The 12,550-nt window shown below is 65.3% G+C and carries 11 protein-coding genes; 1 reads left to right on the top strand and 10 read right to left on the bottom strand.

Annotated features, from left to right (window positions below; translation table 11 throughout):
- Positions 1-14: 14 nt before the first annotated feature.
- The gene (nudC, locus tag ACY8GK_RS07590; RefSeq protein ID WP_462402742.1) at positions 15-845 is read left to right on the top strand and encodes an NAD(+) diphosphatase; all 831 of its coding nucleotides are present in this window, start codon (positions 15-17) and stop codon (positions 843-845) included.
- Here nudC and ACY8GK_RS07585 read toward each other — a convergent pair.
- The 10 genes from ACY8GK_RS07585 to cspD form a co-directional block, all read right to left on the bottom strand.
- Positions 813-1,592 carry a TSUP family transporter gene (locus ACY8GK_RS07585; protein WP_196179036.1) on the bottom strand — a complete coding sequence of 260 codons (780 nt, stop codon included), beginning with the start codon at positions 1,590-1,592 and terminating at the stop codon, positions 813-815. The genes nudC and ACY8GK_RS07585 overlap by 33 nt on opposite strands.
- Positions 1,593-1,716: 124 nt before the next feature.
- Entirely contained in the window at positions 1,717-3,684 is a 1,968-nt protein-coding gene (locus ACY8GK_RS07580) for a DNA topoisomerase III (RefSeq protein ID WP_462402741.1), read from the bottom strand.
- 172 nt (positions 3,685-3,856) lie between these two features.
- Entirely contained in the window at positions 3,857-4,306 is a 450-nt protein-coding gene (locus tag ACY8GK_RS07575; RefSeq protein WP_196179031.1) for a GNAT family N-acetyltransferase, read from the bottom strand.
- The gene (locus ACY8GK_RS07570; RefSeq protein ID WP_196179029.1) at positions 4,299-5,465 is read right to left on the bottom strand and encodes a cupin domain-containing protein; all 1,167 of its coding nucleotides are present in this window, start codon (positions 5,463-5,465) and stop codon (positions 4,299-4,301) included. Before ACY8GK_RS07570 ends, ACY8GK_RS07575 begins: the two co-directional genes overlap by 8 nt.
- Before the next feature lie 81 nt (positions 5,466-5,546).
- Positions 5,547-6,917 (bottom strand): adenylosuccinate lyase, encoded by a 1,371-nt coding sequence (purB, locus tag ACY8GK_RS07565; protein WP_462402740.1) that lies wholly within the window; start codon positions 6,915-6,917, stop codon positions 5,547-5,549.
- 207 nt (positions 6,918-7,124) lie between these two features.
- Positions 7,125-7,745: a high frequency lysogenization protein HflD gene (gene hflD, locus ACY8GK_RS07560; protein ID WP_462402739.1), complete on the bottom strand. Its 621-nt coding sequence runs from the start codon at positions 7,743-7,745 to the stop codon at positions 7,125-7,127.
- Complete coding sequence (mnmA, locus tag ACY8GK_RS07555) at positions 7,742-8,866, bottom strand: tRNA 2-thiouridine(34) synthase MnmA (RefSeq protein ID WP_196179023.1); 1,125 nt, start codon at positions 8,864-8,866, stop codon at positions 7,742-7,744. The genes hflD and mnmA overlap by 4 nt, the downstream gene beginning before the upstream one ends.
- Positions 8,867-8,923: 57 nt before the next feature.
- Positions 8,924-9,364 carry an NUDIX hydrolase gene (locus ACY8GK_RS07550; RefSeq protein ID WP_196179021.1) on the bottom strand — a complete coding sequence of 147 codons (441 nt, stop codon included), beginning with the start codon at positions 9,362-9,364 and terminating at the stop codon, positions 8,924-8,926.
- 169 nt (positions 9,365-9,533) lie between these two features.
- Positions 9,534-11,759: an NADP-dependent isocitrate dehydrogenase gene (locus ACY8GK_RS07545; RefSeq protein WP_462402738.1), complete on the bottom strand. Its 2,226-nt coding sequence runs from the start codon at positions 11,757-11,759 to the stop codon at positions 9,534-9,536.
- Positions 11,760-12,215: 456 nt separating this feature from the next.
- Positions 12,216-12,473: a cold shock domain-containing protein CspD gene (cspD, locus tag ACY8GK_RS07540; protein WP_196179017.1), complete on the bottom strand. Its 258-nt coding sequence runs from the start codon at positions 12,471-12,473 to the stop codon at positions 12,216-12,218.
- Between the last annotated feature and the right edge of the window lie 77 nt (positions 12,474-12,550).

The following is a 12,550-nucleotide window of genomic DNA, read 5'->3' as shown; positions in this document are numbered from 1 at the left end:
GAGGGAAAACCAAGATGTCGGCACGCTGGAGCACCGCAGTACTCGACCCCCAACTGCCCGCGGGGCTGGCCATCGTCCATGGCCCCGAAGGCTTCCTGTGTGGCGACCAGGGAGCGCTGTTCGCGCGCGACTGGGCGAAGGCCCAAGGCCTGGACCTGGTGTGCGAGCACGGTCTCGGCCATTTCGACGAACAGCCGGTGTTCCTGCTCGAAGTGCGCAACACCGCGGCTCCGCACGGTCACGGCTGGCGCGGCTTGCGCACGTTCATGCTGGAGGGCGACTCGCTGACCTACCAGATGCTCGGCTATGCCGCGCAGATCGCTACCTGGGCCCGCGAGCATCGTTTCTGCGGCCGCTGTGGCCAGCCGATGAGCCAGATCCGCTGGGAGCGCGCCATGCACTGCCAGGCCTGCGACCTGCGCAGCTATCCGCGCATCTCGCCGAGCATGATCGTGCTGGTCACGCGCGGCGACGAGGTGCTGCTGGCGCGTTCGCCCCGCTTCGTCGCCGGGGTCTACAGCACCCTGGCAGGCTTCGCCGAACCTGGCGAATCGGCCGAGCAGTGCCTGGTGCGCGAGGTTCGCGAAGAAGTGGCCGTGCAGGTGCGTGACATTCAGTACATCGGCAGCCAGTGCTGGCCGTTCCCGCATTCGATGATGCTGGGTTTCCACGCCGAATATGCCGGTGGCGAGATCGTCATGCAGGCCGATGAAATCGAGGACGCGCGCTGGTTCGACATCAGGCGCCTGCCGCCGCTGCCGGCCAGCCGCTCGATCGCCCGCTACCTGATCGACTTGTACGTGGCGCGACGTCTAGGCCTGCCCGAACCAGTGCTGCCAAGCTAGGCGCACGGTCAAGGCCAGCACCACGGCGATGAACACGGGGCGGATGAACTTGCTGCCGCCACTGATGGCCGTGCGCGCGCCGAAGAAGGCCCCGGCCATGACCGACAGGCCCATGGCCAGGCCGACCAGCCAGTCGACTTGGCCGGAAAAGACGAACACCGACAGCGCAGCGGCATTGCTGACGAAATTCATGCTGCGCGCCACGCCGCTGGCCCGGACCAGGTCGATGGGGTAGAGCAACAGCGTGCTGACGGTCCAGAACGCGCCAGTGCCGGGGCCGGCAACCCCGTCATAGAAGCCGAGGGTCAGGCCCTGTGGCAGTTGCCAGCGGCGCTTGATCGCAGCGTTGGCGTCCAGCGGGGCCTTGGGCGTGCCGCCGAACAGCAGGTACAGGCCGCAGGCGAAGACCACCACCGGCAACATCTTGTTCAGCCATTCGGCGGGCAGGTAATGGGCGATCAATGCGCCCAGCAGCGCGCCCACCAGCGTGCCCCACAATCCTAGCTGCCATTGCGCTGGATGAAAGAGCTTGCGCCGATAGTAGGCAAGGCTGGCCGTGGCCGAGCCGAAGGTGGAACTGAGCTTGTTGGTGCCCAGCACCAGGTGTGGGGGCATGCCAGCCGTGAGCAGTGCCGGTACGGTGAGCAGCCCACCGCCACCGGCGATGGCATCGATGAAGCCGGCAAGGAAGGCGACACCGGCCAGGATCAGCAAGGTCAGGGGTTCTACGGTGAGTTCGAAGGGCATGGGGTTCGCTTTTCGAGAAGGCGCGGCAGAGGCCGCGTGGAAAGAGCCCCATGGTACCCAAGCCAGGTCGGTCGTTTCCAGCTCGGGCTTGTGGCGCAGGCCCCACGCTGGACTGCGTCACGCCTCAGCTTCCTCGCTTCACTCGCTGGCGCGGCTTGGAGGCCGTTGCCTTGGCCTTGCCGCTCTTGCCGCTCTTGCTGGCGGAGCGGCGTTTGTTCTTCCAGGGCGCAGCGCCGGTGCCGCTCGGGGTAGGTGGTCCGCTGATGCTCAAGCGCAGCCCCGAACAACGTTGTACCAGCTTGTCCATCCAGGCGGACTGCCTGGCCACGAACGCCTCCAGGGTCATTTCACCGTTCTGCACCATCTCCAGCGCCTGTTCCCATATCGCCGTGGTGCCGGGATCGGCGATGGCGCGTGGCACCGCGTCGATCAGGCTGAAGGCGGCAGGCGTGGCCGCCAGTGCCTTGCCGTTCTTGAGCAGGTAGCCGCGATCGATCAAGCCCTGGATGATGCCGGCGCGCGTGGCTTCGGTGCCGATGCCGGTGGTTTCCTTGAGCTTCTGCTTCAGGCGGGGATCCTCGACCAGCTTGGCCACGTTCTTCATGGCCTTGATCAGGTCACCTTCGGTAAACGGCTTTGGTGGCTGAGTCCACAGGTCCTTGAGCTGTACCTCGAGCACCGCGCAGTCCTGGCCTTGCTGCAGCGGCGGCAGCACCTGTGCCGGCTGGGGTTCGCGGCCCTTGGCCGGTGTCAGCGCTTCGGGCAGGGCGCGCCGCCAGCCCGGCTCGACGATCTGCTTGCCCACGGCTCGCAATGCATGGCCGCCGCACTCGAGGTCCGCCTGGGTGCGATCGTAGGCATGCTCGGGTAGAAATTGCGCCAGATAGCGAGCACGGATCAGCGCGTAGACCGCCCGGTGCCTGGCCGGCAGGCGGGCCGGGTCGCTGGCCGCGGCGGTGGGGATGATGCCGTGGTGGGCGGTGACCTTGGCATCGTTCCACGCTCGGGAACGTCGCCCTGGTTCCAGGTGCGGCCGCAGCGGCGCCAGGCTGGCGTCGACCCGTTGCAAGGCCTCGAGGATGCCGGCCGCTTCGCCATGCTGGCTGCCGGGCAGGTAGCCGCAGTCGCTGCGCGGATAGGTGATGAGCTTGTGTGTCTCGTACAGCGACTGGGCGATGTCGAGCGTTTCCTGGGCGCCCAGCCCCAGCTTGCTGGAGCAGACCTGCTGCAGCGTGCCCAGGTCGAAGGGCAGGGGCGCGGCTTCGCGCATGCGTTCGGTGACGACCTTGACCACACGGGCCTGTCCGGCTGCGCGCATGTCCTGCGCGGCACTGGTCGCGACGGCCTGGTCGAGGCAGCGCCCCTGGTCATCGCAGACGGGCTCAGGGGCGCGCCACTGGGCGTTGAACGAGGTGCTGGCATGTTCCAGCCGCACTTCGATGGCCCAGTAGGGCACGGGCACGAAGTTGGCGATGCTGCGGTCGCGGTCGACCACCAGGCGCAACGTCGGCGTCTGCACCCGACCGACCGGCAGTACGCCCTGGTAGCCGGATTGGCGGCCGAGCAAGGTGAACAGCCGGCTCATGTTCATGCCGATCAGCCAGTCGGCGCGTGAGCGACCAAGCGCCGAATGATACAGGCTGAGGGTCTCGTGGCCGGGGCGCAGCCGCGCCAGCGCCTTGCGGATCGAGGCGTCGTCGAGCGCCGACAGCCACAGGCGCTGGATCGGCCCTCGGTATCGGCAGTGCTCCACCAGCTCGCGGGCGATCATTTCGCCCTCGCGGTCCGCATCGGTGGCGATGACCAGCTCCCTGGCTTCGCCCAGCAGGCGCTTGACCACCTTGAACTGGCTGGCGGTCTTGGGTTTGACCAGCATCTTCCAGTCCTGCGGGATGATCGGCAGGTCGGTCAGGACCCAGCGCTTGTAGCGCGCGTCGTAGCTGTCGGGTGGAGCGGTTTCGAGCAGGTGGCCGATGCACCAGGTCACGCATGCGTCGCCGCCCACCCAGCAACCGTCGCCCCTGCGGCTCGCGCCGAGGACCTTGGCGATATCCTTGGCCTGGGAGGGTTTTTCACAGAGGAAGAGACGCATGGGCGCGGAAGTTCCGAAGCTTCTGTACAGGCTCTGTAGCATGCGCAATGCGTGGGGAGGAGGCAAGCTTTATCTGTATGCATGTACAGCTTCGCTGGTGGCCGAGCCTGACGCAGCCGCAACGCCAGCAGACCAGCCCGCGCCAATGCGGGCTGGTCTGTCGTTGTCCAGGTCAGACGCCTGGGCTGTCCGGCAGGGCCAGGTCGTCGCGGAGCATGTCTACATGGGGAATGCCTGCTTCGAGGAATTCCTCGCTGACTACGCGAAAGCCCAGCCTTTGATAGAAGGCGGTGGCATGTACCTGGGCGCTGAGCATCTGCTGCTCGAGCCCGCGTTGCTGTGCCTCGAGGATTGCCGCCCGCATCAGCGCGTCGCCCACCTTCAGGCCGCGCCAGTCCTTGAGTACCGATACGCGCCCGATGGTGCCGTCGGCGAGCAGGCGCGCGGTACCGATCGGATAGTCGCCTTCCAGGGCCAGGAAATGCACGGCGGTCGGATCTTCGGCGTCCCACTCCAGCTCCGGTGGCACATGCTGCTCGGCAACGAACACGGCCTCGCGAATACGCCGGATGGCGGCATTGTCCTTTTGCCAGTCGGCCAGGCGTACGCTGATCTTATTCATTGGCGAATCCCAGGCTGCCTTGCTTGACCAGTTCGCACAGCAAGGTCAGGCCGTCTTCGTCGCCCAACCACTGCGCGATGTTCTCCACATGCAGAGCGTCGGCCGCGCAGATCAGCTTGAGCAGCTCGCGAAGATGACCCGGCAACAGGCGGCTCTGGCCGCTGGCGAACAGCAGCAGGTTGTCGTCGACTTCCGACCAGGCCAGGCGTGCGCTGGGGTTGCGGATCAGGATCGCACCCTGCTCCAGGGTATCGATCAGCTCCTCCTCGGACAGCGGCTCGCCGCTGACCAGCTCCGGATAGCGAGGTTCGGTCATGAACTGGCCGAACCAGGTCAGCAGCAGTCGCTCGTCATTCATGTGCTCGTCGAGCAGGGCCTTGAGGCGGTCGAGCGAGTCGTGCTGGATCTGGTGCGGGTCGCGGACCGGCTCGGCGTCCGCGTCGCTGTAGCGCTCTTCGTCCGGCAGGAACTGGCTGAGGAAATCGGTGAAATGGGTCAGCACTTCGGCCGCGCTCGGCGCCCTGAAACCGACCGAGTAGGTCAGGCAATCGTCCTCGGCCACGCCATAATGCGCCAGGCGCGGCGGCAGGTAGAGCATGTCGCCCGGCTCCAGGGTCCACTCGGCGCTCTGCTCGAAGTCCGCCAGGATGCGCAGGTCGGCATGCTCGAGCAACGGGCTGTCGCTGTCGCAGACCTGGCCGATCTTCCAGTTGCGCTTGCCCACGCCTTGCAGCAGGAACACATCGTAGTTGTCGAAATGCGGCCCGACGCTACCGCCAGGGGCGGCGAAGCTGATCATCACATCGTCGATACGCCAGCTGGGCAGGAAGCGGAAGTGTTCGAGCAGCTCGGCTACCTCCGGCACGAATTGGTCGACTGCCTGCACCAGCAGCGTCCAGTCGCGCTCCGGCAGGTCGGCGAAGGCGTCTTCGGCAAACGGGCCGCGACGCAGCTCCCAGGGGCGCTCGCCATGCTCCAGGACCAGGCGCGACTCGACTTCTTCCTCCAGCGCCAGGCCGGCCAGCTCGTCTGGATCGATGGGGCTTTCGAAGTCGGTGAAGGCCTGGCGGACCAGCAAGGGCTTCTTCTGCCAGTAGTCGCGCAGGAATTGGCGAGCGGTCAGCCCACCCAGAAGCTGAAGTGGAGTATCGGGATTCATGTTCAACCTATTGAAAGAACTTGATTTTCAAGCTGGAATAAAAACGCCCGGCTGAGCCGGGCGTCGAACGCAGGGCGCAGGTCAGATGCGTTTGGCCTGGGCTGCCGCATTGCCGATGTAGGTAGCCGGGGTGAGCTGCTTGAGTTCGGCCTTGGCTTCGGCTGGCATGTCCAGCCCATCGATGAAGCTCAGCAACGCCTCGGGGGTGATGCCCTTGCCGCGAGTGAGCTCCTTGAGTTTCTCGTAGGGATTGTCGATGTTGAAGCGGCGCATGACCGTCTGGATCGGCTCGGCCAGGACTTCCCAGCAGGCGTCCAGGTCGGCGGCGATACGCTGGGTGTTGACTTCCAGCTTGCCGATACCCTTGAGGCTGGCTTCATAGGCGATGACGCTGTGGGCGAAGCCCACGCCCAGGTTGCGCAGCACGGTGGAGTCGGTCAGGTCGCGCTGCCAGCGGGAAATCGGCAGCTTGCTGGCCAGGTGCTGGAACAGGGCATTGGCGATGCCCAGGTTGCCTTCGGAGTTCTCGAAGTCGATCGGATTGACCTTGTGCGGCATGGTCGAGGAGCCGATCTCGCCGGCGACGGTCTTCTGCTTGAAATAGCCCAGGGAGATGTAGCCCCAGACATCGCGATCGAAGTCGATCAGGATGGTGTTGAAGCGGGCAATGGCATCGAACAGCTCGGCGATGTAGTCGTGCGGCTCGATCTGCGTGGTGTACGGGTTGAACACCAGGCCCAGCTCATCCTCGATGAAGGCGCGCGCGTTGGCTTCCCAATCGATCTGCGAGTAGGCCGACAGGTGCGCGTTGTAGTTGCCGACCGCGCCGTTGATCTTGCCCAGCAACGGTACGGCGGCCACCTGGGCGATCTGGCGTTCCAGGCGATACACCACGTTGGCCAGTTCCTTGCCCAAGGTAGTGGGCGAAGCGGGTTGGCCATGGGTGCGCGACAGCATCGGCATCTCGGCGTGCTGGTGGGCCAGGGCGCGGATGGCCTCGGCGATCTGGCGCATCAGCGGCAGCAGCACTTCGTCGCGCCCGGCACGCAGCATCAGGGCGTGGGACAGGTTGTTGATGTCCTCGCTGGTGCAGGCGAAGTGGATGAACTCGCTGACCTTGGCCAGCTCCGGCAGCTGGGCGGCCTGCTCCTTGAGCAGGTACTCGATGGCCTTGACGTCGTGGTTGGTGGTGCGCTCGATTTCCTTGACCCGCTCGGCATGCTCGAGCTGGAAGTCGCTGGCCAACTTGTCGAGCAGGGCATTGGCCTGGGCAGAGAAAGCCGGCACCTCATCGACCTGCGGATGGGCGGCCAGGCGCTGCAGCCAGCGCACCTCGACCAGAGCACGGAAGCGAATCAGGCCGTATTCGCTGAAAATGGGGCGCAGGGCCTGGGTTTTGCCGGCGTAGCGGCCGTCTACAGGGGAAACCGCAGTGAGCGAGGAGAGCTGCATGGCGTGTTCTCGGACAGTCAGGCTTTTGGAAGGGCGCATATCATACATGAAAATGCGTCGGGATGAGTGAGGAGCTGCAAGCCTCTGTCTTGAGCGTCAAGCTTCAAGCCGATTTGCAATGGCGTTGGTTGGGCGGCAGGTTCCAGCCTTGCGTAGGCGCAACGACAGGCGGCGGCGAACTCGCTTTTGCCTGCAGCCTGCCCCGCCTCAGGCCCGCATCATCCCGTACAGCTCGTTGAGCAGCTTGCGACGACTGAAGATCAGCTGCCAGCGGTGGCCGCCCAGCTGGCGCCATAGCCGCGCGGCGCGGATGCCGGCCAGCAGCAGGGCGCGAATCTTCGAGGCGTTGCCGGCCTGCTGCAGGAAGCGCATGTCGCCATGCACCTGGATGCGCTGGCGCAGGGTGCTCAGGGTGTCCTGGTAGAGAGCCCCGCTGGAGGCGATGACGTTGTCGTGAACCAGGCCGAAATGGTCTGCCTGGGACTGGATCTGCGGCAGCCGGTTGCCGATGGTTTCGAGCATGTCGGCACGCTTGGCCAGGTGTCGCTCGAGCCCGAGCATGGACAGGGCGTAGCGCAGCGGCTCGCGCTGCAGGCTGCTGGGGTCGCGCTCGAGGGCGCCGATGAGCGCCCGGTAGCCGTCGCGCAGGTTGAGGTCGTCGCCGCCGAAGACTTCCAGGGTGTCCTTGGGGTCGCGTACCAGCAGGCTGCCGAGCATGCAGCCGATGTCGGCTTCGCTGGCCTGGCCGGTGCGGGCGATGCGATCGACCAGTACCGCGGCCTGGAACACTCCACCCAGCGCGACCAGTTGCTCCTGGGTCCGGTTCATGCGCGTGGGCTCCAAGGTTCGGCGGCTTCGATCACACCGCCCCCCAGGCATACCTCGCCGTCATAGAACACCACCGACTGCCCGGGAGTGACGGCACGCTGGGCCTCGTCGAACACGGCGCGGTAGCCGTCGGCCGTGCGTTCCAGGGTGCAGGCCTGGTCGGCCTGGCGATAGCGTACCTTGGCGGTCAGGCGGCGCGGCTCGGACAGGTCGAGCGGATTGACCCAGAAGATTTCCGAGGCCAGCAGTGCGCGGGCGAACAGCCACGGATGCTCATTGCCCTGGCCGACGATCAGCACGTTGCGCGCCAGGTCTTTCTCCAGCACGTACCAGGGTTCGTCGCCGGCATCCTTCATCCCGCCGATGCCCAGGCCCTGGCGCTGGCCGATGGTGTGGTACATCAAGCCGTGATGACGGCCGATGACCTCGCCGTCGGTCGTTTCGATGTCGCCAGGCTGCGCGGGCAGGTATTGCTTGAGGAAATCGCTGAAGCGTCGCTCGCCGATGAAGCAGATGCCGGTCGAGTCCTTCTTCTTGGCCGTGGCCAGGCCGTGCTTCTCGGCGATGGCGCGCACCTGGGGCTTTTCCAGTTCACCGACCGGGAACAGCGTACGGGCGATTTCCTGGCCGCCGACGGCGTGCAGGAAGTAGCTCTGGTCCTTGTTCGGGTCCAGGCCCTTGAGCAGCTGGGTCTGGTCGCTGGTGTCGCGGCGGCGTACATAGTGCCCCGTGGCGATCAGGTCGGCTCCCAGGGACAGCGCATACTCGAGGAACGCCTTGAACTTGATCTCGCGGTTGCAGAGGATGTCCGGGTTCGGCGTGCGGCCTGCCTTGTATTCCTCGAGGAAGTGCTCGAACACGTTGTCCCAGTATTCGGCGGCGAAATTGGCCGTGTGCAGCTTGATACCGATGCGATCGCAAACGGCCTGGGCATCGGCCAGATCCTCGCGGGCAGTGCAGTATTCGGTGCCGTCGTCCTCTTCCCAGTTCTTCATGAACAGGCCTTCCACCTGGTAGCCCTGCTCGAGCAGGAGCAAGGCGGAGACGGAGGAGTCCACGCCGCCGGACATGCCGACGATGACACGGGTCTTGGCGGGGTCTTTGAGTGCTGGGCTGGTCATGGCTACCGGTGTGTATCTGGGAAAAGCGCCGATTCTATCAGGCCCAGGCCATCCTCGTCAGTCACGCAGCAGCGCCAGGCTGTGCAGCGGGCCTGCCAGGTAATCGTCGATACAGCGCGGGACCAGCTCGCTGCGCCAGCGTGAAGGCTCGGCGAGCAGTTCGTCACGGCTGAGCCAGACGGCGCGCACGATGTCGCTGTCCAGGGCGCGCCCGGCCTGCCGGCGCAGCGGGCGCGCGGCGAAGCAGATGCGCTGGTAGGTCACGCCATTGCTCGGCGCGGTGTACAGGTAGATGCCCACCACGCCGGTCAGCTCGACTTCCCAGGCGGTCTCCTCGAGGGTTTCGCGCAGCGCTGCCTGGAGCAGGGTTTCGTCCGGCTCCAGATGCCCGGCAGGCTGGTTGAAGACAGGCTTGCCTGCCTTGAATTCCTCGACCATGAGGAACCGGCCCTGGTCTTCGATGACGGTGGCGACGGTGATGTGAGGGTGCCAGGACATTCGTTCGTTCTCCTTAAGGGTGGCAGGTTGCGAGCCGCAAGCAAAAGCGAGTCTGCCGCCGCCTGGCGCTGTGGCGAACCGGATCCGGACCTGCCGCCAGCCAACCCGAGGCCCGGAAAGCACGAACCCCGGTGCGTGGCCGGGGTCCTTGCTGTTGCTCGAGCGAGTCTTACAGTGCCGCGATGGCGCTGTTGAAGGTCTGGCTCGGACGCATCACCTTGGCGGTCAGCTCAGGGTTCGGCGCGTAGTAGCCGCCGATGTCGGCCGGCTTGCCCTGGACGGCGTTGAGCTCGGCGACGATGGTCGACTCGTTCTCGGTCAGGGTCTTGGCCAGCGCTGCGAAGCGGGCCTGCAGGGCGGTGTCGCCGGCCTGGGCGGCCAGCGCCTGGGCCCAGTACAGGGTCAGGTAGAAATGGCTGCCGCGGTTGTCGATGCCGCCGACCTTGCGCGCCGGGGACTTGTTGTTGTCCAGGAACTTGCCGGTGGCCTCGTCCAGGGTCTTGGCCAGGACCTTGGCCTTGGCGTTGCCATAGGCTTCGCCCAGGTGTTCCAGGGAAGCGGCCAGGGCCAGGAATTCACCCAGCGAGTCCCAGCGCAGGAAGTTTTCCTCGACCAGTTGCTGCACGTGCTTGGGCGCCGAGCCGCCGGCACCGGTCTCGAACAGGCCGCCACCGTTCATCAGCGGGACGATCGACAGCATCTTGGCGCTGGTGCCCAGTTCCATGATCGGGAACAGGTCGGTCAGGTAGTCGCGCAGCACGTTGCCGGTCACCGAGATGGTGTCCTGGCCTTTGCGGATGCGGGCCAGGGAGAACTTGATGGCCTCGACGGGGGACAGGATGCGGATATCCAGGCCTGCCGTGTCGTGGTCCTTCAGGTATTTCTCGACCTTCTGGATCATCATGGCGTCGTGGGCACGCTCAGGGTCCAGCCAGAACACGGCCGGGGTATCGCTCAGGCGGGCGCGGTTGACGGCCAGCTTGACCCAGTCCTGGATCGGTGCGTCCTTGGTCTGGCACATGCGGAAGATGTCGCCGGCCTCGACGTTCTGCTCCAGCAGTACTTCGCCTTTGCCATTGGTCACGCGGACCACGCCATCGGCGGCGAGCTGGAAGGTCTTGTCGTGGGAGCCGTACTCTTCGGCCTTCTGAGCCATCAGGCCGACGTTGGGCACGCTGCCCATGGTGGTCGGGTCGAAGGCGCCGTTGGCCTTGCAGTCCTCGATCACGGCCTGGTAGATGCCGGCGTAGCAGCGGTCCGGAATGATCGCCTTGGCATCCTGCAGCTCGCCGGCGGCGTTCCACATCTTGCCCGAATCACGAATCATCGCAGGCATCGAGGCGTCGACGATCACGTCGCTCGGCACGTGCAGGTTGGTGATGCCCTTGTCGGAATTGACCATGGCCAGTGCCGGGCGAGAGGCGTACAGGGCCTGGATGTCGGCTTCGATGGCCGCCTGCTGCTCGGCAGGCAGGGACTTGATGCGGGCATACAGGTCGCCGATGCCGTTGTTGGCATTGAAGCCGGCTTCGGCCAGGGCGGCGGCGTGCTTGCTCAGCACGTCGTTGTAGAATTCCTCGACGACCACGCCGAACATGATCGGGTCGGAGACTTTCATCATGGTGGCTTTCAGGTGTACCGACAGCAGTACGCCGTGGGCCTTGGCGTCGGCGATCTGCTCGGCGACGAAGGCCTTGAGCGCCTTGCGGCTCATGACGGCGCAATCGACCACTTCGCCGGCCTTGACCGCGGTCTTTTCCTTCAGCACGGTGGTGGTGCCATCGGTGCCGACCAGTTCGATGCGCAGGCTGTCATCGGCTTCGATCAGCGCGGATTGCTCGCTGCCGTAGAAATCGCCCTGGTTCATGTGGGCGACGTGCGAACGCGAATCAGCGCTCCAGGCACCCATCTTGTGCGGGTGCTTGCGTGCGTAGTTCTTGACCGACAGCGGGGCGCGGCGGTCGGAGTTGCCTTCGCGCAGGACCGGGTTCACGGCACTGCCCTTGATGCGGTCGTAGCGGGCGCGCGACTCTTTATCTTCGGCGCTGGTCGGCTCGTCGGCGTAGTCGGGGATGTCGTAGCCCTGGGCTTGCAGTTCCTTGATCGCGGCCTTGAGCTGCGGGACCGAGGCACTGATGTTGGGCAGCTTGATGATGTTGGCTTCTGGAGTGGTGGCCAGCTGGCCCAGTTCCGCCAGGTGATCGCCTACCTGCTTCTCGGCACCCAGTCGCTCGGGGAATGCGGCAAGGATGCGGCCGGCCAGGGAAATATCGCGGGTCTCGACGGCGATGTCGGCCGAAGCGGTGAAGGCCTCGATGACAGGCAGCAGTGAATAGGTGGCGAGGGCTGGGGCTTCGTCGGTGAAGGTGTAGATGATCTTGGAACGGGAGGGCATATGCGGGTTAACTCTCTGTTTTGCCGAGCGTGCCCGGTCTCGAGAGGCGCTTGGTGGGCGCTGCGTCCAGGCCAGGCCATGGACGGGTCGAGAGGCAGCGAAGCGGTGATGGTGGATGCATCAGTCGAGCGTCAAACGGCTGGGATGCGGTAACAGCCCAGGCTTTGCTGGCCGGCGAGGGCCGAAAGGCGAGCCGCCTGCTTCACGGGCTCGTCTTGGTGACCCTGCGGTCAGGGCTGGAGTATACCAAACCCTTCGTCGTAATCAGCAAGGCGAAACGATATCGGTTCGTTTATAAGACCAAAGTGTAGGGGGGTGGCAGCGGTCGGGCGAGTGGCGTTTCGGTTGGGCGATGCAGGGATCGGCCATGGCAGGCCAGCATGCCAACTGGCGGAGCAGGCCGGCCGACCCACTGGTGGGCGGCCGGTCGTGACAGGCGCATGCAGAAGAGGCGTCTCAGGCTTCGGCGGTGCGGGCCGGAGCCAGCGCCGGGGCGGCGATGTCCGCCGAGGCGCTCTGGATGTTCACCGCATGCAGCCCCTTGGGACCCTGGATGATGTCGAAGGTCACGGGCTGTCCGGCCTTCAAGGTCTTGTAACCGTCCATCCGGATAGCTGAATAATGAGCGAACAAATCCTCGTCGGCCTTGCCTTCTTCATTGATGAAGCCGTAGCCCTTGGCATTGTTGAACCACTTGACTTTGCCGGTTGCCATCCTTATGTCCTCTGCAAAGGCTCCATCACTGGAGTATCATCGACGTCATCCGCATTCGAACCTGTGAAAAATCTGGT

It is taken from the genome of Pseudomonas sp. Marseille-QA0332, assembly GCF_054950175.1.
The sequence above is the reverse complement of the archived record's forward strand: the minus strand, read 5'-3'. Positions and strand labels throughout refer to the sequence as shown.

Bases quoted from the DNA above. Each gene is read 5' to 3' on its own strand.
- nudC (WP_462402742.1), top strand. From the start codon at position 15: ATGTCGGCACGCTGGAGCACCGCAGTACTCGACCCCCAACTGCCCGCG.
- ACY8GK_RS07585 (WP_196179036.1), bottom strand. From the start codon at position 1,592: ATGCCCTTCGAACTCACCGTAGAACCCCTGACCTTGCTGATCCTGGCC.
- ACY8GK_RS07580 (WP_462402741.1), bottom strand. From the start codon at position 3,684: ATGCGTCTCTTCCTCTGTGAAAAACCCTCCCAGGCCAAGGATATCGCC.
- ACY8GK_RS07575 (WP_196179031.1), bottom strand. From the start codon at position 4,306: ATGAATAAGATCAGCGTACGCCTGGCCGACTGGCAAAAGGACAATGCC.
- ACY8GK_RS07570 (WP_196179029.1), bottom strand. From the start codon at position 5,465: ATGAATCCCGATACTCCACTTCAGCTTCTGGGTGGGCTGACCGCTCGC.
- purB (WP_462402740.1), bottom strand. From the start codon at position 6,917: ATGCAGCTCTCCTCGCTCACTGCGGTTTCCCCTGTAGACGGCCGCTAC.
- hflD (WP_462402739.1), bottom strand. From the start codon at position 7,745: ATGAACCGGACCCAGGAGCAACTGGTCGCGCTGGGTGGAGTGTTCCAG.
- mnmA (WP_196179023.1), bottom strand. From the start codon at position 8,866: ATGACCAGCCCAGCACTCAAAGACCCCGCCAAGACCCGTGTCATCGTC.
- ACY8GK_RS07550 (WP_196179021.1), bottom strand. From the start codon at position 9,364: ATGTCCTGGCACCCTCACATCACCGTCGCCACCGTCATCGAAGACCAG.
- ACY8GK_RS07545 (WP_462402738.1), bottom strand. From the start codon at position 11,759: ATGCCCTCCCGTTCCAAGATCATCTACACCTTCACCGACGAAGCCCCA.
- cspD (WP_196179017.1), bottom strand. From the start codon at position 12,473: ATGGCAACCGGCAAAGTCAAGTGGTTCAACAATGCCAAGGGCTACGGC.